Raw genomic sequence first — 21565 nt, 5'->3', positions numbered from 1 at the left:
ATCGACGTCGACCCCGATCCGATGTCGCACACCGTGTGCGTCGAGATCGGATAGCGTCGGCTACCCCTGTCGCGGCAGCCACGGTTCGGCGGATGGTGGGCCGCCGCGTCGAGCCAGGAAGGAGAGCTGTGGAGGACGGTTTGCGTACCGGTGACGTGCTGCTTCTCTCTTGCCCGTTCACCCCTGCCTCGGTGGCCGGAACGTCGCGGTTCTTCGTGTCCGTGCGGTGGCCGTGGTGGAAGGCCGACCCGGAGACCGAATGGATCAGGTGGAACGGCGACGTGGCGTTGGCCCGGAGCCCCGGAAACGTCGATTGGGAGCGGGAGTTCTTCCGGACGGACCCGGCTGCCGACGGCCTCCGGCACGGTGACGCATGCCGGGTCGGCATACCGCCCACCCTGGTGCACGTCGTCGACGTCCGGCACTTCGACCCTCCGCTCGTGACCGGACGACTCCCGCGACCCCGCACCCACGTCGTGGTCCTGCCCGAGGGCCAGTCGTACGATCCGACGTGCGACGAGCAGGGGTACGAGATCGACCCCGACGACGACATACCGATCCGGCTCGATCCGGTCTTTCGGCCGTACCCGTTCCTCGATATCGGTGACGAACTCGCCGACAGTGATGGTCGGGCATGGCGCTTCGACGGCCCCTGGGACTGGTACGCCTTCGACCGCCGAGCGCCCGACACGCCTGCCTGGCCCCTGACGCTGTTGACGCGGAGCGGTGCCCCTGCCCCGAACGCCGCCGACGTGGTGGCCCGCGCCACCAGTCTGAGCGAGCACGACGGAGAACTGGCCAGGTGGAAGGCCATGACCCAGGCCGAGCCGACCCGCCTCCAGGTGCCGGAATCCGCATGAGCGCGACTCCTATGCCTCGCTGATTCTGGCCCTCGTTTGCATCCACATGTGGACCTCTCGACGCGGGTGGTCCGTCCGCTCAATCCCTTCCGGTCGTCTGACGACCGAATCGCCCGCCACCATGCTCGCTTCGTCCTGCTCGACAGGTTCATCGGTGCGCTGATCGTGCTGGCCAGCGTGGGTGGGCTCGTGGCTGCCGGACACCTGCTGCTCGGTGAGTACCGCTAGCTCGGCGAAGCGTGGCCCACGAGCCGGCCTCAGCTCTCAGGTCGGCCCGCGCTGATGATCTGGTGCGTACCTGTCGACCGGGCTCTACACTGGATGCAGCTAGAAGGGGAGTACCCCTCCGCTCGGTACCCGCCTAAGGCGCCAGCACAGGCAGCGCGCCCGGGGCCGAGAGCCCGGAAATGGGCTGGGGGAGACCTTCGGCCGACCTACCCTGGTCGAGCCGAGGTCGCTGAGACCCCATCGCTCGACCCGAGCGATGGGAGTGTCTTCGATGGGGATCACCATCGGGATCGTGGCCTGGGTCCTTGTGCCCGTACTAGCTCTTGTTGCCCGCGTCGTCATCGTGTTGATAGCCCTTCGCGGCACGAAGCCGAGCGAGCGCCCGGCAATCCTGCGGGCCCTGGCTGTTCTCCTGCCCTTGACTGGGCATACCGTTCCGAGGGACAACCACCGTGTCGAAGGGGGTGTCCGCACCCCTCGAAGCGGGGGGTGTCCCGGTCCCGACCAGGTCTCGTAGGGTGCGCTCACACGTACCTGGAGGAGTTGGGCTCGATGGGATCGAAGCGCAGGCGGGCCCGGGTGGGGCTGACGGCGGCGGCGGTGGCTGTCGTCGTACTCGGTGTCGGCATCGGCGCTGCCGGCGCGAGCGGCCGGCAGCCCTGGTGGGGCCTCGGGCAGCAGCAGGTCTCGCCCACGCCGAGCGTGACCCCGAGCGACGCCCCGACCTCCGACGCGCCGTCGGCCCTGGGCACGCCGGTGAGCGCCGGGCCGACCACGGCGACGCCGTCGGCGAGTACGTCCCCGAGCGTGCCCGCCACCACGCCGCCGCCCTCGCGGACCCCGTCGGCCTCCGGCAGCCCCGCCGCGTCGGCCTCGTCGCCGACCCCGCCGACCGGGAACCGCACGACCGCGCCGACGTGGGCGCCGCCGCCCGCGAACGCCGGATTCGACTACCAGATCGGCGGGGTGTACGCGCCGCCGTCCGGCGTCACCGTGGTCAGCCGTGACCTGGAGGCGTCACCGGCCGCCGGGCTGTACAACATCTGCTACGTCAACGCCTTCCAGGCGCAGCCGGGCGCGGAGTCGTGGTGGAAGACCAACCACCCGGACCTGCTGCTGCGGGACGCGCAGGGCAACCTCGTGGTCGACGAGGACTGGAACGAGCTGATGCTGGACTTCTCGACCGCCGCCAAGCGGACGGCGTTGACCACGATCGTGGGCGGGTGGATCGACCGGTGCGCCAGCAAGGGGTTCAAGGCGATCGAGCCCGACAACCTGGATTCGTTCACCCGGTCCAAGGGCCTGCTGACCGAGTCGCAGGCGGTCGCGTACGCGGCGTCGCTGAGCGCGTACGCGCACGGCAAGGGGTTGGCCGTGGCGCAGAAGAACCTCGCGGAGCTGAGCACCTCGAACGCCCGCAAGGCCGGGTTCGACTTCGCCGTCGCCGAGGAGTGCGGCACCTGGAACGAGTGTGACGCGTACACCCGCACCTATGGCGCCAACGTGATCGTCATCGAGTACACCGAGAGCGGCTTCAGCAAGGCGTGCGGGTCGCACGGCAGCACCCTCTCGGTCGTGCTGCGCGACCTCGCCGTCTCGGCACCCGGCTCCCGCACGTACGTCCGTAAGGCGTGTTGAGCGGGGACCTCAGCTCGCGGGTACGACCTGGACGATGCTCTCGCCGCCGACCGCGTTCCCCTGGTCGGCCATCGAGCTGATCAGGTTGTAGTAGCCGGGGCCGGCGTCCGGGGCGATGACGATGGTGCTGACCGGACGCTGGTCGGGCGCGTCGGCGGGGCGTACCGGCTCGGCCGGGTAGGTGACCAGCCCGGGGACGGTGAGCGTGCCCATCGCGTGCGCGGTGAGCTGCTCGACCGACTCGAACGGGCCGATCAGGTGGGCGGTCAGCTCGACGCCGGGCCCGGGCGTCGGCGTCACGGGCGGCTCGTCGGGTGACTCGACGAGCCAGTTCAGGGTGAAGGTCTGCCCCGGCTGGTACGACTTCTCGACGTCGGCGGTCTCACAGCAGGAGTAGGTGACCGTCGACGCCGCGACCTCCTCCACCGGGCTGACCACACACGCGGCCAGGAGCGGGAGCAGGAGGGCCAGGGGCAAGGCGCGGTGAGCCTTCATGCGCCGGATCGTATGCCTCGGTCGCAACCCTGACCTCGATGTTCGGCCTGGACGCAGGGAGGTGGTCACTTGCGCCGTTCGCGGACGAAGCCGGTCCGCAGACCGACCGCCAGCATGACCGCGTAGACGCCGGCCTGCACGAATGTCCCCACCAGGGCATCCCGCCAGGAGTCCCGGATGACCCAGTTGATCAGCAGCAGCACCGGCAGGGAGGCGAGCAGGGCGAGGAACATCCGCAGCGGGTACGGCCACCGTCTCATGACCGTTCCTGTACCCCCGGGGCGTCCGTTCGATGTGTCGCACGGCTCGGCCGCCGCCGGTGTCGGCGGCGGCCTGCCGGTGGTGACTGCGGTACTGCTCGGGTCAGCCGTTGTCGATCAGGCTGGCGATCTCGTTGTAGATCAGGTGCGCCTTCGCGCCCTGGTTGGACGGGCAGCCGCCGAGGTGGTGCAGGGCGATCACCCGGTGGCTGCTGTTCAGCACCGGCGAGCCCGAGTTGCCGCCGGAGGTGTCGCAGCTGTAGCTGATGTTCCAGGTGTTGTAGTTCGCGTTCCGGACGGTGCAGCGCGCGCCGTTCTGGGTGTCCTCGAAGATGGACAGGCGCTTCGGGCTGCCGTCACCGTGGCCGGGGATGTACATCTGGGTGCCGGTGGTGGTGGCGGTCGTCGCCAGGTAGAGCGTGCCGAAGCCCTGGATGGCCGCGAAGTTGTTCACCGAGAACAGGGCGTAGTCGAGCTGGTTGGAGCCGCCGCTGCTGACCCGGTAGAGCGTGGCGCCGCTGACCTTGGTGCCGGGGCCGGGGTTGGCACCGCCGCAGGTGGCGCACTGGTAGTTGAACTGCATCTCGCTGCCGCTGACCGCCGACTGCGTCGAGAAGCAGTGCTTGTTGGTCAACATCCGGTTGGTGTTGCCGACCCGCCAGGTGGTGCACATGCCGCCACCACTGATCAGCAGTCGGGCCACCGCGTTGCCCCGGGCGTACTCGGTCGGGTGGCTGCTCTGGTAGCAGACCACGTCACGGCGGGCGTCGGTGCTGCACACCGACTGGGTGGAGAAGTTGTGCGCGGCGATCTCGGTGCGGTCGTAGCCGCGCCAGAACCGGTCGATGGTGGCGGCGCTGCCCCGGCTGGCGCGGGTGCTGTGCAGCGTCACCACGGCGGTGTCGCCCTCGACGGACATGGCCCAGAAGCCCGGCCGCCCGTCGGTGGTGTAGTCCGAGCCGGTCGCCCGGTTCAGGTGGCGGTCGTACCGGTGGCTCTCCCGGCCGTCCGGGCTGGCGACGGTGACGTACTCGCCGGGGCCGAGTCGCAGCGAGGCGAAGTGCACCTTGACGTAGGTGGCGCCGGGGTGGTGGATGACCTGGGTCCGGCCGTCGCGGGCGTACGACAGCGCGCCGTCGACGGTGCGCAGCTCGCCGACGGTCGTCACGCCCTCGGCCACGAACTGCTCCGACTCGGGGGCGCGCTCGGACTGCGGCGCGAGAGGTGGCGCCGAGTACGCCTCGGCTGGTGCCGACAGCAGGCTCAGCCCGAGTGTGCAGGCGCTGAGCATGACCGCCAGCGTGCGCAGACGGCGCGGGGCGTGTGTCATCGTCGCTCCTCCCAGGAGACCGGAACCTTAACGATTGCTCAGTCTTCTTACACGAGCCGCGGCAGCACATGCAAGACTGTCGATGTTTCGTCGGCGTGGACTCCGGCCGGATGGCGCACGTCGCGTAGGGTCCTGCCCGTGTCCGACCAGCCGACGCGGAAGCCCCGCCGCACCTCCACGTACGCCCTCGTCCTGGCCGGGCTGAGCCTCGTGCTGTCGTTGATCTCCTGCGGCGTGGTGGCGGTGGCGCAGCTCGGCGACACCGACGACGCGCTCCAGTCAACGCCGCGACCGGCGACCGCGTCGGAGGTGGAGGCCGTCGCCCACGTCACGTTCCCGCCCGGCACGGTGTTCCTCTCGGCCGTCAGCAGCAACGGGCTGGAGACCCACCTGTCGGCGAGGTTCCGGATCCCCCGCGCCTCCCTCGACACCTTCGTCACCGACGGGGACTTCGGCGCGGAGCTGACCCCCGGGCTCCGCGCCGTCACGCGGGAGGACGACGTGGGCGGCGGGGACACCTGGCACCCCGAGCGCGCGGCCCGCGTCTCTGGACTGGCCGAAGAGGCGCCGGGGCCCGGCGGTACGTACCGTCGCCTGCTCGTGGACCTGGACGCGGCGGACGCCGTGACGATCTACCTTAGGGCGACCCGGCCCTGACCTGCGCCGTGCTGACGGTGATCGCGGGTGGTGCGGTGTTACTACGACCTTGCGTGGCACGACCGCCGACGCCGATCGAAAGAGGCACTGTGGACTCATCGCTCGCGATCGTCATCGGTGGTACGGCGATCTTCGCCGGTGCCGTCGCCTTCCTCGTGCTCCTGCGGGGCGCCGGGAGCCGGCGCGCCGGCCTGGTCGCGGGCGGGACCACGCTGGGCGGGATGCTGGCCGCCTCCGTCCTCGTCTTCTGGGTCAGCCTGACCTACGTCATGTGATGACATCCGGGCGGTCGACCCGCCCGAGCCGTCCGGGGCGGCCTCAGACCGTCCCGGACAGGTAGTCCTTCCGTCGCTGCGGCGGGAACTTCTCGATCGCGTACCGCAGCATGACCCTCGGCATGGCCCGGTAGTGCCGGACCAGGAACTCCTCCGCCGCCGCCAGGTCCCGGTTGCCCACCTCGCGCAGCATCCAGCCGACCGCCTTGTGCACGAGGTCGTGCGGGTCGCGCAGGAGCCGCTCGGCGAGCCGGAACGTCCACGCGTAATCGTCGGCCTTGATGAACGCGAGAGTGGCCATCACCGCGATCCGCCGATCCCAGACCAGGCGCGATTCGGCCAGTCGGTCCAGGACGGCGCGGTCCTTGTCGAGCAGCCAGGGCCCGAGGACGTACGGCGCCCAGGAGTCGACCAGGTCCCAGTTGTTCAGGTGAGCGCTGTGCGTGAGGACCAGCTCGACGATCCGGCTGCGTTCCGGCTCGTCGGCCTTGTCGAACTTGCGCACCAGGATGAAGACGGCGGTCAGCCGCTCCTCGTGCACGTCGCTGGTCAGCAGCGTCGCCGTGGCGGCGAGGTCGAGGCCGCGCCAGTGTCGGCCGGCGACCCGACGCTGCTGCGGCACGGTGACGCCGATGGCCCGGTCGCCCTCGCCGTACCCGCCGGGGAACATCTGGAGGTACCGACTCACACCGGTGGCGCGGGCCGGGTCGGCGAGCTGGGCGAGGTCGTGCCGGACGTCGGCGGCAGTGGTGGCCATGACTCGGCAACCTACCCCGAGCGGTGCGCCGCACCGTGCCGTCCGCGCCGCGCGGCGGGGTTCGGCGACGTTTCGAATCCGTCACGCAGTTTTGACGGGCGTTGCGGAAAAGTGCCGGGTAGGTGAATTCGAAGAATTGGTCGCGCTGTGACGTCCACCATGTTGACAGTCCTCGGCGGCGCCTCATTCACGCCACTTTCGCCGCCTCCGCGACGGCGGTGACCTCGCTATTCACGTCAGCGTCCCGGAATCAGATCACAAGTGGTTCCGGATCATTGTTGGCCGGGGCTGTCCGAACGGTATTGCCGCTGACACTTTCCGGTAACCCCGAGCCTCGGCGGATTCGCTAACTTGAGCGTCGCCCGGCAGGGGGCCGGGAAAGTCATCGGGGAGAGGGCACATGCGCAAGAAATTGATCCGGCAATTACTCGCCGGTATCGCGGTGGGGGCGGCGCTGGTGCCGGTCGTGGTGTCGCCGGCCTCGGCGGCACCCGTGTCGCAGGTGCAGTGGGAGCCCTGTGAGCAGGATGACAGTGCCCTGTGCGGCACCCTCGAAGTGCCGGTCGACTGGGCCGATCCGTTCGGCCCGACGATCGAGTTGGCGCTGGCCAAGCGGCCCGCGACCGATCCCGAGGTGCGGCGCGGATCGCTGTTGGTGAATCCGGGCGGCCCGGGTGGGTCGGGCGTGGACTCCGCCTTGTGGGCCACGTACGGTGACGAATTGCGTCGTCATTTTGACATTATCGGTTTCGACCCGCGTGGAGTGGCTCGCAGCGCGCCAATCATGTGCGCGGTCGACAAGTTGTCGGCCCTGCCGGCCGACGCCATCAAGACGTCCGCCGACTTCACCCGAATGGTCACCGCAAGTCGGGCACTGGCCGACGACTGCCGCTCCCGCAGCGGGCCGGTATTCGACCACGTGAACACGCTCCAGGTGATCCGGGACATCGACGCGATCCGGGCCGCCGTCGGCGACACGCAGTTGAATTTCCTCGGAATGTCGTACGGCACGCTGATGGCCCAGCAGTACGCGGAACTGTTCCCGACCCGGGTACGCGCCATCGTCGCCGACAGCACCATGGACCACAGCCTGGACGCCCGGGGTTTCGCCGTCACCCAGGCGGCCGCCGGGCAGGACTCGTTCAACGAGTTCGTGGCCGGCTGCGCCCGGCTGCCGCAGTGCGCGCTGCACGGGCGGGACATCCGCGGGTTCTGGCAGCGGCTGCTCGACCGCGCCGGCCGGGGCGAGTTGCCGGACCCGGACAACCACAGCTACAAGATCACCAAGCGGGATCTGGTCAACTTCGTGCTGGGCAACGTGAACTACCAGCCGTACTGGCTCGACATCGCCGCCGAGCTGGAACGGGTCGACGCCGGCCGTCCGTGGGGCGTACCGGCGGCCCGCCAGTCGACCGAGGAGCAGCCGCCGACCGTGGTGCCCTTCGCGTACCAGGCGGTGCTCTGCGAGGACTGGAACCTCGGGGCGCAGAACATCGGGCAGTGGCGGACGATCGTGGACGCGGCCCAGCTCGCCTCGCCGGACCTGCCGGACCTGCCTCGGGCGGCCATCGGCGCCATCTGCCTCGGCTGGCCCAGCACGGCGGACAACCCGCAGCGGCCGATCACCCCGACCAACCAGGCCAAGCTGCTGTTCGTCAACTCGTTGCACGACCCGGCGACCGGCTACAACTGGGCGCTCGGTGCCGCCGCACAGTTCGGTGACCACGCCGAGCTGCTGACCTACGAGGGCTGGGGGCACATCGTCTACGGCCGGGTGGCCTGCGCCGACGAGGCGATCGAGGCGTACCTGATCGACCTGGTGGTGCCGGCGGACGGTACCCGGTGCGCGGCAGCGCCGCCGCCCGGCACGGAGTCCGACGAGGCTCGGGGCCGCTCGGCCGGCCCGGCCGCCGACGAGGCGCCGCCGCTGGTGCCGCTGCGCAGCGAGCCGAAGCTGCCGACCTGGCTCTTCTGATGTCGTTGTAAGGAAGGGTCCCCTGCTAACGCCTCGTGCATAGCAGGGGACCCCTCCTAACATCCGTCAGCGGTTCAGGTGTCGCCGCCAGTCGCGGGGGACTCGGTCGGTGGGGCCGGGTACGCCCTGGTCGAGGGGGCGGTGGGCGGGGGCGGCGAGTTCCGGACCCTGCTCGTACATCGTCTGCTCGGTGTAGTCCCAGAACCATTCCTCGCCCGGCTCGTAGCTGCGGACGACGTGGTGGCCGGTCGCGGCGGCGTGGGCGCTCGCGTGCTGGCTGGGCGACGAGTCGCAGCAGCCGACCTGCCCACACCGGGCGCAGCGCCGCAGGTGGACCCACCAGCCCGGCGGGTCGGCGGCCTCGCACTCGGCACATCCCGGGCCGCTGGGTGGGACCGAGGGGTCGATGCCGTCCATGGCTCTCCTCCGTGAGAAGTGGGTGGTCACCGCCGGGTGCGGCGGCTCAGGTCCGGCTCGTAGCCAGGTGCGGGACGTCGCGCAGGCTGAGCGCGACGGGCGGCGGCAGGGGACCGTCGCCGGCAAAGGACGTCAGCAGGTACGCGACGAGCCGTCGGGAGGCGGCCAGCGCCGCGTCGGCGGAGTGGGCGACGATGCCGCCGTTGGCCATGAGCAGCAGGACGAGGTCGTCCTCGCTGAAGTCGGGGCGCAGCCGCCCGGCGGCCTTGGCCCGTCGGACCAGTTCGGCGAACCCCCGGAGGCCGCGTTCGCGTTCCCGGTCGAGGTCGATGGCATGAGGCAGCGACGCGACGACGGCCGCGCTGAAACCCCGGTCGACGGCCTGCATGGCGCACACCTTCTCGACCAGGGTGCAGAAGCCGCGCCACGGGTCAGGGTCGGCCAGGGCCTCGTCGACCACCGACACGCAGGCTGCGAACTGGTCGGCGAAGACCTCGGCGACCAGCGACTCCTTGGTGGGGAACCGGCGGTAGAGCGTCGCGACGCCGACCCCGGCGCGGCGGGCGATCGCGGCCATCGGCACGTCGAGCCCGCGTTCGGCGAAGAGTGCACCGGCGACCTCGACGATCCGGTCGCGGTTCTGTCGCGCGTCGGCGCGCAGCCCGTCCACAGCCGGTATCCGAGAGGCGGTCCCACTCATCCTTCTCACTTTAGCGTAAGCGGATGGTGCTCTCCGCTTAACCTGTTACGTTGGCGGGCACCAAGATCCCTGGAGGTGTGGTGAGCTACCGGATTTCCCTGCCCGCCAGAGCCGTCGCGCGGGTGAACGCCTGTGCTTTGAGCCTGCGCTCCTCGCGCCGATGGGGTCGCCTGGTCAGTCGGTATCTGACCGTCGTCACCTACACCGGACGCCGCTCGGGACGCACCTTCAGCACCCCGGTGGGGTATCGGCGTACCGGCGACACGGTGACGATCCCGGTCGGCCTCGCCGACGCCAAGAAGTGGTGGCGCAACTTCCTCGGCGAGGGCGGCCCGATCGCGCTGCACCTGGACGGCGTGGACCGCACCGGCCACGCGGTCGCCCGACGCAACGCTAAGGGCCTGGTCACCGTCACCGTCCGCCTGGACGGCTGATCCCCACCGACCCCCACCGACCCGAACGATCCCGGCGGACCTCGCCCCGCGTCTCCCCGGCGACCGGGGATGTTAGGAAGGGTCCCCTGCTATGCACGAGGCGTTAGCAGGGGACCCTTCCTTACACGCGGGTGAGGAAGGCGGCCAGGCCGTCCAGGACGCGGGTGACGTCGCTGTCGTCGTTGTACGGGGCCAGGCCGAGCCGCAGCGCGTGCTCGTCGTCAAGGCCGAGGCGACGGAACGGCTCGTACGCGTAGAAGGAACCCGCCGGGGCCAGGACATCGTGGCCGAGCAGGAACCGGTAGGCGTCGCGGGTCTTGCGGCCGGGCAGGGTGAGCAGCAGCGTCGGGGTGCGGTCGGCGGCCCGGGAGTGGACGACCACGTCGGGCCCCAGGTCCGCCAGTCCCTCCTCGATCCGCTGCCGCAGGCGGGTCTCGTGCGCGTCGACGGCGTGCAGCGAGGCGCGCAGCCGCTCCCGCCGGGACGTGTTCGTCGCGTCGTCGCCGGGGGCGATGTCGGCGAGGAAGTCGACGGCGGCGGTGGCGCCGTCCAGCATCTCGTACGGCAGGGTGCCGAGTTCGAAGCGCTCGGGCACCACGTCGGTGGCCGGGATCAGCTTGTCCGGTCGCAGCGTCTCCAGCAGGCCCGGGTCGGCGGCGAGCACGCCGCAGTGCGGTCCGAGGAATTTGTACGGGGAGCAGACGTAGAAGTCGGCGCCGAGCGCCGGCACGTCGACGAACTGGTGTGCCGCGTGGTGCACGCCGTCGACGAAGAGCAGTGCGCCGACCGCGTGCGCGGCGTCGGCGATCGCCCGGACGTCGGGTCGGGTGCCGAGCAGGTTCGACGCGCCGGTGACGGCGACCAGCCGGGTCCGCTCGGTGACGGCGGCGGCGACCGAGGCCGGGTCGAGGTCGGCGGTGGTCGGGTCGAGGTCGATCCAGCGGACCTCCGCACCGGCCCGTTCGGCGGCCAGCACCCACGGCCGGACGTTGGCGTCGTGGTCGAGCCGGGTCACCACCACCTCGTCACCGGGACCCCAGTCGCGGGCCAGGGTCCGGGAGAAGTCGAAGGTCAACTGGGTGGCGCTGCGGCCGTGCACGATCCCGGCGGCGGGTACGCCCAGCAGGTCGGCGTAGGCGAGCCGGAACGCGCCGACGGCGGCGTCCGCGTTGGTCTCCGAGAGCGCGCCGGTGCCCCGGTTGGAGATCGGCGCGGTCATGGTGGCGGCGACCGCGTCGGCGACCGGCCGGGGTGTCTGCGTGCCACCGGGGCCGTCGAAGTGTGCGATGCCCGAGGCCAGCGAGGGGAAGTGGGCGCGGAGCGCGGCGACGTCGAACCCGGTCGGTCCGGCGGATGCGGTGGAGGTCATCTCGGTCTCCTGGCGGTCGAGCGGGTGGTCCGGCACCGGCGAGGGGCGCGACGCCTGCAACATAGTGCAGGCCGGTGCGCCGGTCACGCTGTGTCGGCCCGTCGGACGGTGAGCGTACGCACGGGCGGCGGGGGCGGCGATGGTCGATTCGGCGGTCTAGGCTGACGCCCGGTAGACGACATTGGTCCGAATGAGACTGAGGGTGCGAACGTGGTGGACGGCACGGCGGTGACCGGCGGCGAACAGGACAGGCCCACTCTGGACACCGGAGTGCCGCAGACCGCGCGGATCTGGAACTACCTGCTTGGTGGCAAGGACAACTTCGCCGCCGATCGCGAGGTCGGGGACCAGATCATCGCCAACCTGCCGCAGCTCGCGCAGAACGCCCGGCTGTCCCGGGCGTACCTGGCCCGGGCGGTGCGCCACCTGGCCGGTACGGCGGGTGTCCGGCAGTTCCTGGACGTGGGCACCGGCCTGCCCACCGCCGACAACACCCACGAGGTGGCGCAGTCCGTCGCGCCGGACGCGCGCATCGTGTACGTCGACAACGACCCGCTCGTGCTGGCACACGCCCGCGCCCTGCTGGTCGGTACGCCCGAGGGTGTCACCGACTACGTGGACGCGGACCTGCGCGACCCGGACCGGATCCTGCGCGAGGCGGCCCGGACGCTGGATCTGGACCAGCCGGTCGCCGTGATGCTGATGGGCATCCTGGGGCACGTCGAGTCCGACGAGGAGGCGAAGTCGATCATCGACGGCCTGCTCGGTCGGCTGCCCCCCGGCAGCTACCTCGCGATGTACGACGGCAGCGACACCAGCGAGGCGGTCACCGAGGCGGTCCGGATCTGGAACCTCTCCGCCAACCCCCGGTATCACCTGCGCAGCCCGGAGCGGATCGCCGGGCTGTTCGAGGGTCTGGAACTCGTCGAGCCGGGTGTGGTCTCGGTGACCCGCTGGCGTCCCGACGGCGACCCGGCCGAGCTGCCCGAGGAGATCGACCAGTACTGCGCGGTCGGTCGTAAGCCCTGACCGGGTCAGCGGCGCTAATCAGTCGTCCGGCATCTAGCTGGCAGGCCATCTCGTTGGTACTGTCGCCCGATGCCGACGGATTTCGAAGCTGAGGGCGTCGACCGCACCCGTCTGGGCCGGCTGCTCGCGCGGGAGCGGTCCACGTTCGTGGACCGCCACCCCCGCTCGGCCGCCGCGTACGCCGACGCCCGGCACCTGTTCGGCAAGGTCCCGATGACCTGGATGAACAAGAACGCGGCCGGCTTCCCGGTGTACCTGGACCGGGCGCGCGGGGCCCGGGTCACCGACGTCGACGGTAACGAGTACGTGGACTTCTGCCTCGGCGACACCGGGGCGATGGCCGGACACTCTCCGGCGCCGGTGGTCGAGGCGGTCACCCGACGCCTCGCCGACCTCGGTGGGGCGGCCACCATGCTGCCCACCGAGGAGGCGGCGGCGGTCGGTGCCGAGCTGGCCCGCCGCTTCGGGCTGCCCGCCTGGAGCTTCACGCTGACCGCCACCGACGCCAACCGGTGGGCCATCCGGCTGCTGCGCGCCGTCACCGGCCGCCCACGCATCCTGGTCAACAGCTACTGCTACCACGGATCGGTGGACGAGTCGCTGATCGTGGTCGGGCCGGACGGGCGGCCCACCAGCCGGGCGGGCAACGTCGGCGCTCCCTGCGACGTGACCGCCACCAGCCGGGTCGCCGAGTTCAACGACCTGGACGGGCTGGCCCGCGAACTCGCCCACGGTGACGTGGCCGCGGTGCTGATGGAGCCGGCGTTGACCAACATCGGCATCGTGCTGCCCGAGCCCGGCTACCTCGACGGCGTTCGCGCGCTCACCCGACAGCACGGGACCTACCTGGTCAACGACGAGACGCACACGTTCTCGGCCGGGCCGGGCGGTGCGACGGCCGCCTGGGATCTGGCGCCGGACGTGGTCACCATCGGCAAGGCCATCGGCGGCGGCATCCCGGTCGGCGCGTACGGCCTCTCCGCCGAACTGGCCGCCGCGCTGACCGGCCGGACCGACCTCGACCTGGTCGACATGGGTGGGGTGGGCGGCACCCTGGCCGGTAACCCGGTGTCGATCGCGGCCACCCTGGCCACCCTGGGTGAGGTGCTCACCGACGAGGCGTTCGCCGGCATGGCCGAGGTGGCGACCGGCTTCGCCGAGGGGGTGGGCGCGCTGTTCGCCGAGTACGCGTTGCCGTGGTCGGTGAGTCGGCTCGGCGCGCGGGTGGAGTACCGATTCGTCGACCCGGCTCCGCGTACCGGCACCGAGTCGGCCCGGTGCGCCGATGCCGACCTGGAGGACTACCTGCACGTCTACCTGCTCAACCGGGGGATCCTGATGACCCCGTTCCACAACATGGCGCTGATGTGTCCGCAGACCACGGTCGAGGACGTACGCCGACACCACGAGGTCTTCGGCGACGCGCTGGGCGAGCTGGTGGGGTGACCGATCGGGTGGGAACAGTCGAAACCTATTGACTCTCGATAGGTAGCGAGTGATAGTCGATACATGCTGGTGACACGTTGGGCGGTGACCGCCCTCAGAGTCTTCCTCGTGGTGCTGTTCGGGATCCTGGTCGTGTTCCAGACCCTCTCGCTGCCGGGGCAGTTCGCCCACATGGCGCAGGAGTCACCGGAACAGGCGTACCTGCGGTGGCCGTTGACCGCGGTCACGGTCTTCTGGGTGCTCTGCGTCCAGGTGGTGGTCGTCGCCACCTGGAAGTTGCTCACCCTGGTCAAGAACGACCGCATCTTCAGCCCGGCCTCGCTGGTCTGGGTGGACGTGATCGTGTGGGCCGTCGCCGCCGCCTGGGTGGTGCTGGTGGCCGTGTTCCTCTACGTAGGATTCAGGGCCGACGACCCCGGAGTCCCGTTCCTGCTGCTCCTGCTCTCGACCGGCGTCGCCGTGCTGGGGCTGCTGATGGTGGTGCTGCGCGCGCTGCTGCGACAGGCCACCACGCTGCGGACCGACATGGAAGCGGTGATCTGATGCCCATCGTGGTACGCATCGACGTCCAGCTCGCCAAGCGCAAGATGAGCGTCGGTGAGTTCGCCGATCGGGTCGGGCTCACGCCGGCGAACGTGGCGGTGCTCAAGAACGGCCGGGCCAAGGCCGTCCGGTTCAGCACCCTGGAAGCCATGTGCCGGGTGCTCGAATGTCAGCCCGGTGACCTGCTCGAATGGGTCGAGGAGTGAGCCTCGTGGGGCCCGGCCGGATGGTCGGGCCCCACGAGGTGTCGTAGTCAGGAGTGTCGAGCGCAGGGCTGGAGGTCAGTAGCCGTAGCGGCTCTTGAGGTGCCGCCACCAGTCCCGGAACATCCAGGCGTCGAACTCGGTGATCGAGCTGGCGCTGCCGGCCCGCATCAGGAACCCGCCGACTCCGCTGGGCGTCCAGTCGTAGAAGTCGTCGAGGCCGAACGTGTGGCCTATCTCGTGCAGCAGGATGTGCATGTTCTCGGCGTTGAGGTTGTTCATGTAGTACTCGCGACCCATGCGTTGACCCCAGTCACCGCCGGCACCGCCGCCGAACCCGTCGGTCAGCCAGAGCGACTGGTCGTAGTGGCGGGCCACCCCGCCGGGACAGTTCGGGTACTGACCGCCCTGGTTGAAGAAGCGACCGCACTCGGGGGCGCACTGCGGGGCGTTCTCGCGGATGTTGTTGACGTAGACGTCGACGCTGGTGTCGGTCCACTGGAGCTGGCTGCGGTCACGGACCGCCCAGCCGACCACCTTGATCGGCACCTGCTGGTACGGCCAGGCGTTGTGCCCGACCATCACGTCCATCCACTTCTTGTACTGCCGGGCGAGGGTGGCGTGGATCTGGTCGCGCTGGGCGGCGGTGACGGTGGCGCTGGAGTCCCACCGGACGCAGAAGTTGAGGTAGCCACGGTTGGCCATCACCTGGTCCCAGCCGTAGTTGCGGAACCCGTACGGGTTGCCATTGTTGTAGGTCTGCTCCACGTGCTGCCACACCTGGTTGAGCGGGTTCACCAGGTGCGCGGGCGGGTTCCAGCCGCTGGTCGGCGGGGGCGTGGTCGGGCTCGGTGCCGGGGTCGTCGGGGCCGGCGTGGTCGGTGCCGGGGTGCCGGGCGCGCCGGTGCAGGTGACGCCGTTGAGCGCGAACGTGGTCGGTGCCGGGTTGCTGCCGTTCCACGACCCGTTGAAGCCGAACAAGGTGGCGGCTCCGGTGCCCAGGGCGCTGTTGTGGGCGACGTTGGTCGCGCTGACCCGGCTGCCGCTCTGTGTCACGGTGGCGTTCCATGCCTGGGTGACGCTCTGCCCGGCGCCGTATGTCCAGGTCGCGGTCCAGCCGTTGAGCGGGTCGCCGAGGTTGGTGACGGTCACCTCGGCTCCGAACCCGCCGGACCACTGGTTGGTCACCCGGTAGTCGACCCGGCAGCCCGGGGCGGCGGCCTGTGCGCCGGTCACCGCCAGGGTGGCCCCGCCGGTGAAGGCCAGTGTGGCGACGACCGCCACGCCGAGCCGTAGTCCTGTTCGGGGTGATCTCATGGGTGGTCCTCCCGGTGTCGGAAACGCCGTCGGTGGACACACCGACGGTGATAGATTGGCGTCGATGTAAACTAAATGGTGGCAGGTGGGCGAGTTGGTCGAGTGGCCAAGTGTTCGCAAACCCTGCCGTATTCGGTCCCCAGGTCTTGCCGAAAAGGTTTTCGTGGGCGAGGCTGGCCCACTTGCCCTCCAGCGCGGGCTTCCCGGTGGCCGTCGACACCGAAATCCAGTGATCTCCAGGGTCGGTTTTCACCAGAGATCTCCTGAGAGGGATTGCCGAAACGGTTTTCGAGGTTCATTGTCGGAGATCAGACCACCGGGGTCTTTCGAGCGTGCTCCGACCATCGGTCCCGGCGGCACGGGCGACGCATCGGGGACCTCTGGGCGAGGAGAGCAGACGATGATCGAGAGAAGCGGCGGGGCACGGGCACGCGCGGCGAACCGCGGGGCCGGCACCGGACGGTCCACCGGTCGATCGATCATGCGTGACGTCGCGGCACGGGCGGGGGTGTCCTCCCAGACGGTCTCCCGGGTCATCAACGGCCACCCGTACGTCGCCGACGACACCCGCCAGCGAGTGCTGGCGGCGATGCGGGAACTGGACTACCAACGCAACCCGGCGGCCCGCGCCCTGGTCACCCGGCGCTCCGGCACGCTCGGGATCATCGGGTACGAGAGCCCGCTCTACGGGCCGACCTCGATGCTCTACGCCATCGAGGGCGCGGCCCGCTCCGCCGGCTACTTCGTCAGCGTCGCCAGCGTGCGGCACCTGGACCGGCGGTCGGTGCTCGACGCGGCGGACTGGCTGCGCCGGCAGTCGGTCGAGGGGCTCATCGCCATCGCGCCCAAGCCCGCCATGGCCGGCGCACTGGCCGAGGCGGCGGGCGAACTGGCGGCGGTGACGGTGGGTGGTGGGTGCAGCGACGAGATCGCCAGTGCGCAGATCGACAACGTGACGGGCGCCCGACTCGCCACCCGGCACCTGCTCGACCTCGGGCACACCACCGTGCACCACGTGTCCGGCCCGGACGACTGGCCGGAGGCGGAGGAGCGGATCCGTGGGTGGCGGGAGGCCCTGCGGGCGGCAGGTGCGCCGGTGCCCGCCGTCCTCCCCGGGGACTGGAGCGCCAGCACCGGCTACCAGCAGGGGGAGCGGTTGGCCGCCGACCCCGACGTCACTGCCGTCTTCTGCGCCAGCGACCAACTCGCCCTCGGCGTGCTGCGGGCGCTGCACGAGGCGGGTCGGCGGGTGCCGGAGGACGTCAGCGTGGTCGGCTTCGACGGTACGCCGGACGGCGCGCACTTCCTGCCGCCGCTGACGTCGGTGCGGCAGGACTTCGCCGAACTCGGCCGGCGGAGCCTGGGACTGCTGCTGGCGCAACTCGACCCGGCGGAGCAGACGCCGGTGCGACGGCGCGACCTGCTGGTGCCGGAGCTGATCAGCCGGCGCAGCGCGGCGGCCCCGTGCGGCACCGGTCGACCGCTGCGCGCGCTGCGACCGGCCAGCCTGATCGGGTAAGACCTGTCGACGTCCCTGGCCCGCAGGCCGGACGGGGACCCCGGGACCGCGCCCGGGTGTCCTGTCGACGCTCTCGTCCGAGCAGGTCAGGCCGCCGGACGTGTCTCGGAACTGGTGACGCCGGCCAGGGATCGCCGACACCGGGCTGGTGCGTGGTTCAGCGGTGCACCGCCGGTCCGGTCGACTCGCGGACGACGAGGCGGCCGGGTTGCCGGATCACGCCGCTGCCGGGATTGCCGTCGAGGGCGGCGTAGAGGTGCTTGACCGCGGTCGCGCCGAGCCGCTCCAGGTTGAGGTCCACGGTGGTCAGCGGTGGTCGGCAGTCGGCGGCGAAGAACTCCCAGTTGTCGTAGCCGACGATCGCCACGTCGTCCGGGATGCGCCGGCCGAGGTCACGCAGTGTGTCGGCGACCCCGGCGGCCAACTGGTCGTTGCCGCAGAAGATCGCGTCCACGTCCGGGCGGGCGGCCAGCAGCAGGCGGGCGGCGTGCCGACCCCACCGTTGGGACCACTCGCCGAACAGCGGGTCCCCGGCGGGGTCGAGGCCCGCCTCGGTGAGCACCGTCCGTAGCCCGGCCGCCCGGTCCCGTGCCGAGCGGTAGCTGTCCGGGCCGGTGATGTGCCCGATCCGCCGTCGCCCGTGCAGCACCAGGTGTTCGGCGGCGAGTCGGGCGCCGCCCTCGTCGTCGGCGATCACCGACAGGTCCCGGGGATCGGTCGACTCGGCGTAGGCGTAGACCACCGGGACCGGGATGTCCTGGGTCAGCGAGGGACCCACCTCGTTGCTGTCGCCGACCACGATGAACCCGTCGACCTGCCGCGCCAGCAGCGTACGGATGTAGTGCTGTCGCCGGATGGCGTCGCCCCGGGCGTCGCAGAGCAGCACCGACATCTGCTCGTTGCCGAGGGCGTTCTCGGCACCGAGCAGGATGGACATGGCGAACCGGCCGCCCAGCTCGTCGGTGAGCAGGCCCACGGTGCGGGTGCGGCCGTTGATCAGCCCGGAGGCCAGCGCGTTGGGCTGGAAGGAGAGTTCGCCGGCCGCGCGCAGCACGCGTTCCCGGGTGGCCTGGGCCACCTCGGCGCGTCCGTTGAGCGCCTTGGACGCGGTCGCGACCGAGACGCCGGCCCGGCTGGCCACGTCACTCAGCGTCACTGACTGTGATCGTCGTCGACCCACCGAAAGCCTTTCGCAAAAGTTTCAGGACGGCCGGCAGGTGGTCGCTGCCCCCGTATCCGGGGCAAGCGTAGAGCGCAGAGTGCATGCAGCGGAAGGTGAAGCCCACACCGAAACAGGTTCAGGTTTTACCCGTCCGACATCTTGCCGAAACCGTTTTCGTGGGCCACGCTAGCGGCGGAAAGTGATACCGACCACCTCGGCGGCGGTGCGGCTTGCCGTGCCGGTTCCGTCGAACCCGGCGGGAGGCGACACCGATGAGGACGGACGAGGCATCGCCCACGAAGACGGTGCGGGCCGCGTCGTCGTCACCGGTGCAACGGGCCCGCGCGACGCAGCGGTGTGACGGTGCCGTCTCGGGCCGTCCACACGACACCTCGGTTCGGCGGAGCCCCGTCGGCGATCTGTTGTCCACACCCTGACCCTGCCCGGCCGGCCACCCGCCGGCCGTACCTGATCATCCGGCTTCGCCGATCACGTCCACGGGGGGCGCCACGGCCGACGGCCGGTGCGGCGGCTCCGGTCCTACCCGATCGAGCGGAACCCCGCTACCCGGCTCACGGGAACCGCTACGCGGCTCCCCGGCGAGCATCGATGCAGACTAGGAGAGGAATCATGAGGAAAACCCTGGGCAGGCGTACTGCCCTGCGTTCGCTGGCCGGAGCAATGGCGGCGACGATGGTCCTCGCCGTGGCGGCCTGCGGCAGCGACGAGCCGAGCGGCCCGAGCGCGGCCGAGGCCGGCCCGACCGGCGTCGACGACGGCAGCGAGCTGACCCTGTGGACCCGCGCGCCACTGGAGAAGCAGGCGAAGCTGCTGGTGGACGCGTACAACGCCAAGCACCAGAACCAGGTCAAGCTCACCGTCGTACCGAACGACGACTACGTCGCCAAGGTCGGTGCGGCGGCCGGCTCCGGCGGCCTTCCGGACCTGTTCGCCGCGGACATCGTCTACGTGCCGAACTGGGTCAACCAGGGCCTGTTCCAGGACCTCAGCTCCAACATCGACGGTCTGGACTTCAAGGACCAGATCAACAAGGGGCACCTGTCGGCGGGCACCGTCGACAACAAGGCCCACGTCCTGCCGTTCGTGCTGGACCTGTCGATGATGTTCTGGAACAAGCAGTTGTTCCGGGACGCCGGGCTCGACCCGGAGAAGGCGCCGGCGTCGCTCGCCGAGTACGCCGCCGCCGCCAAGGCGGTGCAGGCCTCGGGCAAGGACGGCGTCTACGGTACGGCCGCCGGCCTGAACTGCGGCGGCTGCCTGGTCTTCACCTGGTTCCCGTCCGTCTGGGCAGACGGCGGCCAGGTGCTCAGCGAGGACGGCACCGAGTCCAAGCTGGCCGACGAGACCGCGCAGAAGGTCTTCAGCACCTGGCAGGACCTGTGGCGCTCGGGTGCCGTGCTGCCCGCCTCGGCGGGGGAGACCGGCCCGACCTGGACCGCCGCCTTCACCGAGGGCAAGGTCGGCCTGATGTTCTACCCGGCGACGCTGCTCTCCTCGACGCCGTTCGACGTCGGTGTCGCCGGCATCCCCGGCCCCAACGGCGGCGCCTCCACCTTCGTCGGTGGCGACGGCATCGGCATCTCGAAGGACTCCAAGAAGGCCGCCCAGGCCTGGAACTTCCTGAGCTGGATGATGTCCGAGGAGGCCCAGGTCGAGGTGCTGGCCAAGAACAAGGACGTGGTCTCCCGCGCCGACCTGGCCAACAACAAGTACGCCGCCGAGGACCCGCGCCTGGTGACCATCAACGAGGTGGCCGGTCAGGGTGACACCCCGGTCGCGCTCAACTTCCAGCAGGCGTTCAACGCGCCGAACAGCCCGTGGCTGACCCTCGTCCGCAACCAGGTGCTCAACGGGAACGGCGACCTGCAGAAGGACAACGGCGAGATCAGCGCCGTCCTGAAGCAGTAGGTACCCGGCGTGGGCGTGTGCCGCCCGAGGAGTCCCTACCGGTCGGCACACGCCCACGTCGCGCCCACGGTCCGCCCGTCAGCGAAGGAAACGAGAGGTTCCCATGAGCGTCACCGCTCCGTCTCGCCCGCCCAGTGCGGCGACACGGCGCCGCGCCCGTCCCCGAGGTCGTCAGGCACTGCTCGGCTGGCTCTATGCGATGCCGACCGCGGTCTTCGTGGCACTGCTGTTCGCCGTGCCGCTGCTGCTGGTCGTCAAGATGTCGCTGTCGCGGTGGCCGCTGCTCACCGGTGACCAGGGGTTCAACGCGCCCGACAACTTCGTGAAGGCGGTCGAGCACCGGTTCTTCACCGACTCGGTGGTGTTCACCCTCAAGTACACCGCGCTCGCGACCGTGCTGCTGTTGGCGCTCGGCCTGGGGCTGGCCCTGCTGGTGCAGGAGTCGAGCCGGTGGAACAACCTGCTGCGGGCCTCGTTCCTGATCCCCAGCGCGCTCGGCCTGGCCTCGGCGTCGCTGCTGTTCTACGTGATCTACTCGCCGTACGCGAGCCCGCTGGCCCCGCTGATGGACCGCCTGGGCATCACGTTCCTCGGCTCCCCGAACGCGGCGCTGTTCTCGACGACCTTCCTGATCGTGTGGCGGTACGCCGGCTTCTACATGGTGCTCATGCTGGTCGGCCTGCAAGGAATTCCGGCCGACGTGTACGAGGCGGCGCGTACCGACGGGGCGACCCGCTGGCAGACCTTCCGCAAGGTCACGCTGCCGCTGCTGCGTCCCACGCTGGCGCTGACGACCGTGCTCTGCGTGACCGGCTCCCTGCTCGCCTTCGAGCAGTTCTACATCCTGACCAAGGGCGGCCCGGACAACAGCACGATCACCGTCGTGCAGCTCATCTACATGGTGGCGTTCCAGGGCCAGAACGACCTGGGGGTGGCGGCGGCCATCTCCGTCATCGTGCTGGTCGCCCTGATCCTGATCAACGCGTTGCAGATGCGCGCCTTCCGGTCCGAGGAGAACTGAT

General features: G+C 70.5%; 23 protein-coding genes. 14 read left to right on the top strand and 9 right to left on the bottom strand.

From position 1 onward, the window contains the following. Nucleotides 1-128 precede the first annotated feature (128 nt). From ABT008_RS10575 to ABT008_RS10565, 3 genes are all read left to right on the top strand, one after another. Nucleotides 129-860 (top strand): hypothetical protein, encoded by a 732-nt coding sequence (locus ABT008_RS10575; protein WP_350695421.1) that lies wholly within the window; start codon nt 129-131, stop codon nt 858-860. 48 nt (nt 861-908) lie between these two features. After that, a complete protein-coding gene (locus tag ABT008_RS10570; RefSeq protein WP_350695420.1) occupies nt 909-1088 on the top strand; it encodes a hypothetical protein in 180 nt (59 codons plus the stop codon). Between the two features lie 552 nt (nt 1089-1640). Continuing rightward, nucleotides 1641-2726 carry an endo alpha-1,4 polygalactosaminidase gene (locus tag ABT008_RS10565; RefSeq protein ID WP_350695418.1) on the top strand — a complete coding sequence of 362 codons (1086 nt, stop codon included), beginning with the start codon at nt 1641-1643 and terminating at the stop codon, nt 2724-2726. Between the two features lie 9 nt (nt 2727-2735). On the opposite strand, the gene ABT008_RS10560 is transcribed toward ABT008_RS10565, so the two are convergent. The 3 genes from ABT008_RS10560 to ABT008_RS10550 all read right to left on the bottom strand — a co-directional run bounded on the left by ABT008_RS10560 (nt 2736) and on the right by ABT008_RS10550 (nt 4811). Continuing rightward, the gene (locus tag ABT008_RS10560) at nt 2736-3221 is read right to left on the bottom strand and encodes a hypothetical protein (RefSeq protein ID WP_350695416.1); all 486 of its coding nucleotides are present in this window, start codon (nt 3219-3221) and stop codon (nt 2736-2738) included. 65 nt (nt 3222-3286) lie between these two features. Further along, nucleotides 3287-3481 carry a hypothetical protein gene (locus ABT008_RS10555; protein ID WP_350695415.1) on the bottom strand — a complete coding sequence of 65 codons (195 nt, stop codon included), beginning with the start codon at nt 3479-3481 and terminating at the stop codon, nt 3287-3289. A gap of 103 nt (nt 3482-3584) precedes the next feature. Beyond that, a complete protein-coding gene (locus tag ABT008_RS10550) occupies nt 3585-4811 on the bottom strand; it encodes a trypsin-like serine peptidase (protein WP_350695413.1) in 1227 nt (408 codons plus the stop codon). A 138-nt stretch (nt 4812-4949) separates the two neighbouring features. On the opposite strand from ABT008_RS10550, the gene ABT008_RS10545 reads away from it, so the two are divergent. Together ABT008_RS10545 and ABT008_RS10540 are read left to right on the top strand one after the other, a co-directional pair. Then, complete coding sequence (locus tag ABT008_RS10545; RefSeq protein ID WP_350695412.1) at nt 4950-5468, top strand: hypothetical protein; 519 nt, start codon at nt 4950-4952, stop codon at nt 5466-5468. 89 nt (nt 5469-5557) lie between these two features. After that, the gene (locus ABT008_RS10540; protein ID WP_350695411.1) at nt 5558-5743 is read left to right on the top strand and encodes a hypothetical protein; all 186 of its coding nucleotides are present in this window, start codon (nt 5558-5560) and stop codon (nt 5741-5743) included. A gap of 43 nt (nt 5744-5786) precedes the next feature. Here the strand turns inward: ABT008_RS10540 and ABT008_RS10535 are convergent, their stop codons facing one another. Next, nucleotides 5787-6500 (bottom strand): DNA alkylation repair protein, encoded by a 714-nt coding sequence (locus ABT008_RS10535; RefSeq protein ID WP_350695409.1) that lies wholly within the window; start codon nt 6498-6500, stop codon nt 5787-5789. Nucleotides 6501-6900: 400 nt separating this feature from the next. Between ABT008_RS10535 and ABT008_RS10530 the strand changes: the two genes are divergently transcribed. Continuing rightward, nucleotides 6901-8475, top strand: a complete 1575-nt coding sequence (locus ABT008_RS10530) for an alpha/beta hydrolase (RefSeq protein WP_350695407.1) — start codon at nt 6901-6903, stop codon at nt 8473-8475. A 66-nt stretch (nt 8476-8541) separates the two neighbouring features. On the opposite strand, the gene ABT008_RS10525 is transcribed toward ABT008_RS10530, so the two are convergent. Then, entirely contained in the window at nt 8542-8892 is a 351-nt protein-coding gene (locus ABT008_RS10525; protein ID WP_350695406.1) for a UBP-type zinc finger domain-containing protein, read from the bottom strand. A gap of 46 nt (nt 8893-8938) precedes the next feature. Next, on the bottom strand, nt 8939-9592 hold the full coding sequence (locus ABT008_RS10520; protein ID WP_350695405.1) for a TetR/AcrR family transcriptional regulator: 654 nt from the start codon (nt 9590-9592) through the stop codon (nt 8939-8941). 80 nt (nt 9593-9672) lie between these two features. On the opposite strand from ABT008_RS10520, the gene ABT008_RS10515 reads away from it, so the two are divergent. Continuing rightward, complete coding sequence (locus ABT008_RS10515; RefSeq protein ID WP_350695404.1) at nt 9673-10026, top strand: hypothetical protein; 354 nt, start codon at nt 9673-9675, stop codon at nt 10024-10026. Between the two features lie 121 nt (nt 10027-10147). On the opposite strand, the gene ABT008_RS10510 is transcribed toward ABT008_RS10515, so the two are convergent. After that, on the bottom strand, nt 10148-11395 hold the full coding sequence (locus tag ABT008_RS10510; protein ID WP_350695402.1) for a cysteine desulfurase-like protein: 1248 nt from the start codon (nt 11393-11395) through the stop codon (nt 10148-10150). Nucleotides 11396-11605: 210 nt separating this feature from the next. Here ABT008_RS10510 and ABT008_RS10505 point away from each other — a divergent pair, with 210 nt between their 5' ends. The 4 genes from ABT008_RS10505 (at nt 11606) to ABT008_RS10490 (ending at nt 14619) form a co-directional block, all read left to right on the top strand. Then, complete coding sequence (locus tag ABT008_RS10505; protein WP_502890387.1) at nt 11606-12424, top strand: SAM-dependent methyltransferase; 819 nt, start codon at nt 11606-11608, stop codon at nt 12422-12424. 69 nt (nt 12425-12493) lie between these two features. Then, nucleotides 12494-13870 carry a transaminase gene (locus ABT008_RS10500; protein WP_350695401.1) on the top strand — a complete coding sequence of 459 codons (1377 nt, stop codon included), beginning with the start codon at nt 12494-12496 and terminating at the stop codon, nt 13868-13870. Between the two features lie 63 nt (nt 13871-13933). Beyond that, a complete protein-coding gene (locus tag ABT008_RS10495; RefSeq protein WP_350695399.1) occupies nt 13934-14413 on the top strand; it encodes a DUF2975 domain-containing protein in 480 nt (159 codons plus the stop codon). After that, nucleotides 14413-14619: a helix-turn-helix domain-containing protein gene (locus ABT008_RS10490; protein WP_350695398.1), complete on the top strand. Its 207-nt coding sequence runs from the start codon at nt 14413-14415 to the stop codon at nt 14617-14619. The genes ABT008_RS10495 and ABT008_RS10490 overlap by 1 nt, the downstream gene beginning before the upstream one ends. A gap of 75 nt (nt 14620-14694) precedes the next feature. Here ABT008_RS10490 and ABT008_RS10485 read toward each other — a convergent pair whose 3' ends face one another. Further along, a complete protein-coding gene (locus ABT008_RS10485) occupies nt 14695-15933 on the bottom strand; it encodes a cellulose-binding domain-containing protein (RefSeq protein ID WP_350695397.1) in 1239 nt (412 codons plus the stop codon). A gap of 481 nt (nt 15934-16414) precedes the next feature. Between ABT008_RS10485 and ABT008_RS10480 the strand changes: the two genes are divergently transcribed. Continuing rightward, nucleotides 16415-17452, top strand: a complete 1038-nt coding sequence (locus tag ABT008_RS10480; RefSeq protein WP_350695396.1) for a LacI family DNA-binding transcriptional regulator — start codon at nt 16415-16417, stop codon at nt 17450-17452. Between the two features lie 157 nt (nt 17453-17609). On the opposite strand, the gene ABT008_RS10475 is transcribed toward ABT008_RS10480, so the two are convergent. Next, the gene (locus ABT008_RS10475) at nt 17610-18632 is read right to left on the bottom strand and encodes a LacI family DNA-binding transcriptional regulator (RefSeq protein WP_350695394.1); all 1023 of its coding nucleotides are present in this window, start codon (nt 18630-18632) and stop codon (nt 17610-17612) included. A 612-nt stretch (nt 18633-19244) separates the two neighbouring features. On the opposite strand from ABT008_RS10475, the gene ABT008_RS10470 reads away from it, so the two are divergent. Both ABT008_RS10470 and ABT008_RS10465 read left to right on the top strand, forming a co-directional pair. Next, complete coding sequence (locus ABT008_RS10470) at nt 19245-20543, top strand: ABC transporter substrate-binding protein (RefSeq protein WP_350695392.1); 1299 nt, start codon at nt 19245-19247, stop codon at nt 20541-20543. 103 nt (nt 20544-20646) lie between these two features. After that, the gene (locus tag ABT008_RS10465; protein ID WP_350695391.1) at nt 20647-21564 is read left to right on the top strand and encodes a carbohydrate ABC transporter permease; all 918 of its coding nucleotides are present in this window, start codon (nt 20647-20649) and stop codon (nt 21562-21564) included. The last annotated feature ends 1 nt before the right edge of the window (nt 21565 follow it).

The organism is Micromonospora sp. NPDC002389, assembly GCF_040296095.1.
Taxonomy (GTDB): Bacteria; Actinomycetota; Actinomycetes; order Mycobacteriales; family Micromonosporaceae; genus Micromonospora.
The sequence above is the reverse complement of the archived record's forward strand: the minus strand, read 5'-3'. Positions and strand labels throughout refer to the sequence as shown.

Coding starts and splice junctions, on each gene's coding strand:
- ABT008_RS10565 (WP_350695418.1), top strand. CDS start 1,641: ATGGGATCGAAGCGCAGGCGGGCCCGGGTGGGGCTGACGGCGGCGGCG.
- ABT008_RS10560 (WP_350695416.1), bottom strand. CDS start 3,221: ATGAAGGCTCACCGCGCCTTGCCCCTGGCCCTCCTGCTCCCGCTCCTG.
- ABT008_RS10555 (WP_350695415.1), bottom strand. CDS start 3,481: ATGAGACGGTGGCCGTACCCGCTGCGGATGTTCCTCGCCCTGCTCGCC.
- ABT008_RS10550 (WP_350695413.1), bottom strand. CDS start 4,811: ATGACACACGCCCCGCGCCGTCTGCGCACGCTGGCGGTCATGCTCAGC.
- ABT008_RS10535 (WP_350695409.1), bottom strand. CDS start 6,500: ATGGCCACCACTGCCGCCGACGTCCGGCACGACCTCGCCCAGCTCGCC.
- ABT008_RS10530 (WP_350695407.1), top strand. CDS start 6,901: ATGCGCAAGAAATTGATCCGGCAATTACTCGCCGGTATCGCGGTGGGG.
- ABT008_RS10525 (WP_350695406.1), bottom strand. CDS start 8,892: ATGGACGGCATCGACCCCTCGGTCCCACCCAGCGGCCCGGGATGTGCC.
- ABT008_RS10520 (WP_350695405.1), bottom strand. CDS start 9,592: ATGAGTGGGACCGCCTCTCGGATACCGGCTGTGGACGGGCTGCGCGCC.
- ABT008_RS10510 (WP_350695402.1), bottom strand. CDS start 11,395: ATGACCTCCACCGCATCCGCCGGACCGACCGGGTTCGACGTCGCCGCG.
- ABT008_RS10500 (WP_350695401.1), top strand. CDS start 12,494: ATGCCGACGGATTTCGAAGCTGAGGGCGTCGACCGCACCCGTCTGGGC.
- ABT008_RS10495 (WP_350695399.1), top strand. CDS start 13,934: ATGCTGGTGACACGTTGGGCGGTGACCGCCCTCAGAGTCTTCCTCGTG.
- ABT008_RS10490 (WP_350695398.1), top strand. CDS start 14,413: ATGCCCATCGTGGTACGCATCGACGTCCAGCTCGCCAAGCGCAAGATG.
- ABT008_RS10485 (WP_350695397.1), bottom strand. CDS start 15,933: ATGAGATCACCCCGAACAGGACTACGGCTCGGCGTGGCGGTCGTCGCC.
- ABT008_RS10480 (WP_350695396.1), top strand. CDS start 16,415: ATGCGTGACGTCGCGGCACGGGCGGGGGTGTCCTCCCAGACGGTCTCC.
- ABT008_RS10470 (WP_350695392.1), top strand. CDS start 19,245: ATGAGGAAAACCCTGGGCAGGCGTACTGCCCTGCGTTCGCTGGCCGGA.
- ABT008_RS10465 (WP_350695391.1), top strand. CDS start 20,647: ATGAGCGTCACCGCTCCGTCTCGCCCGCCCAGTGCGGCGACACGGCGC.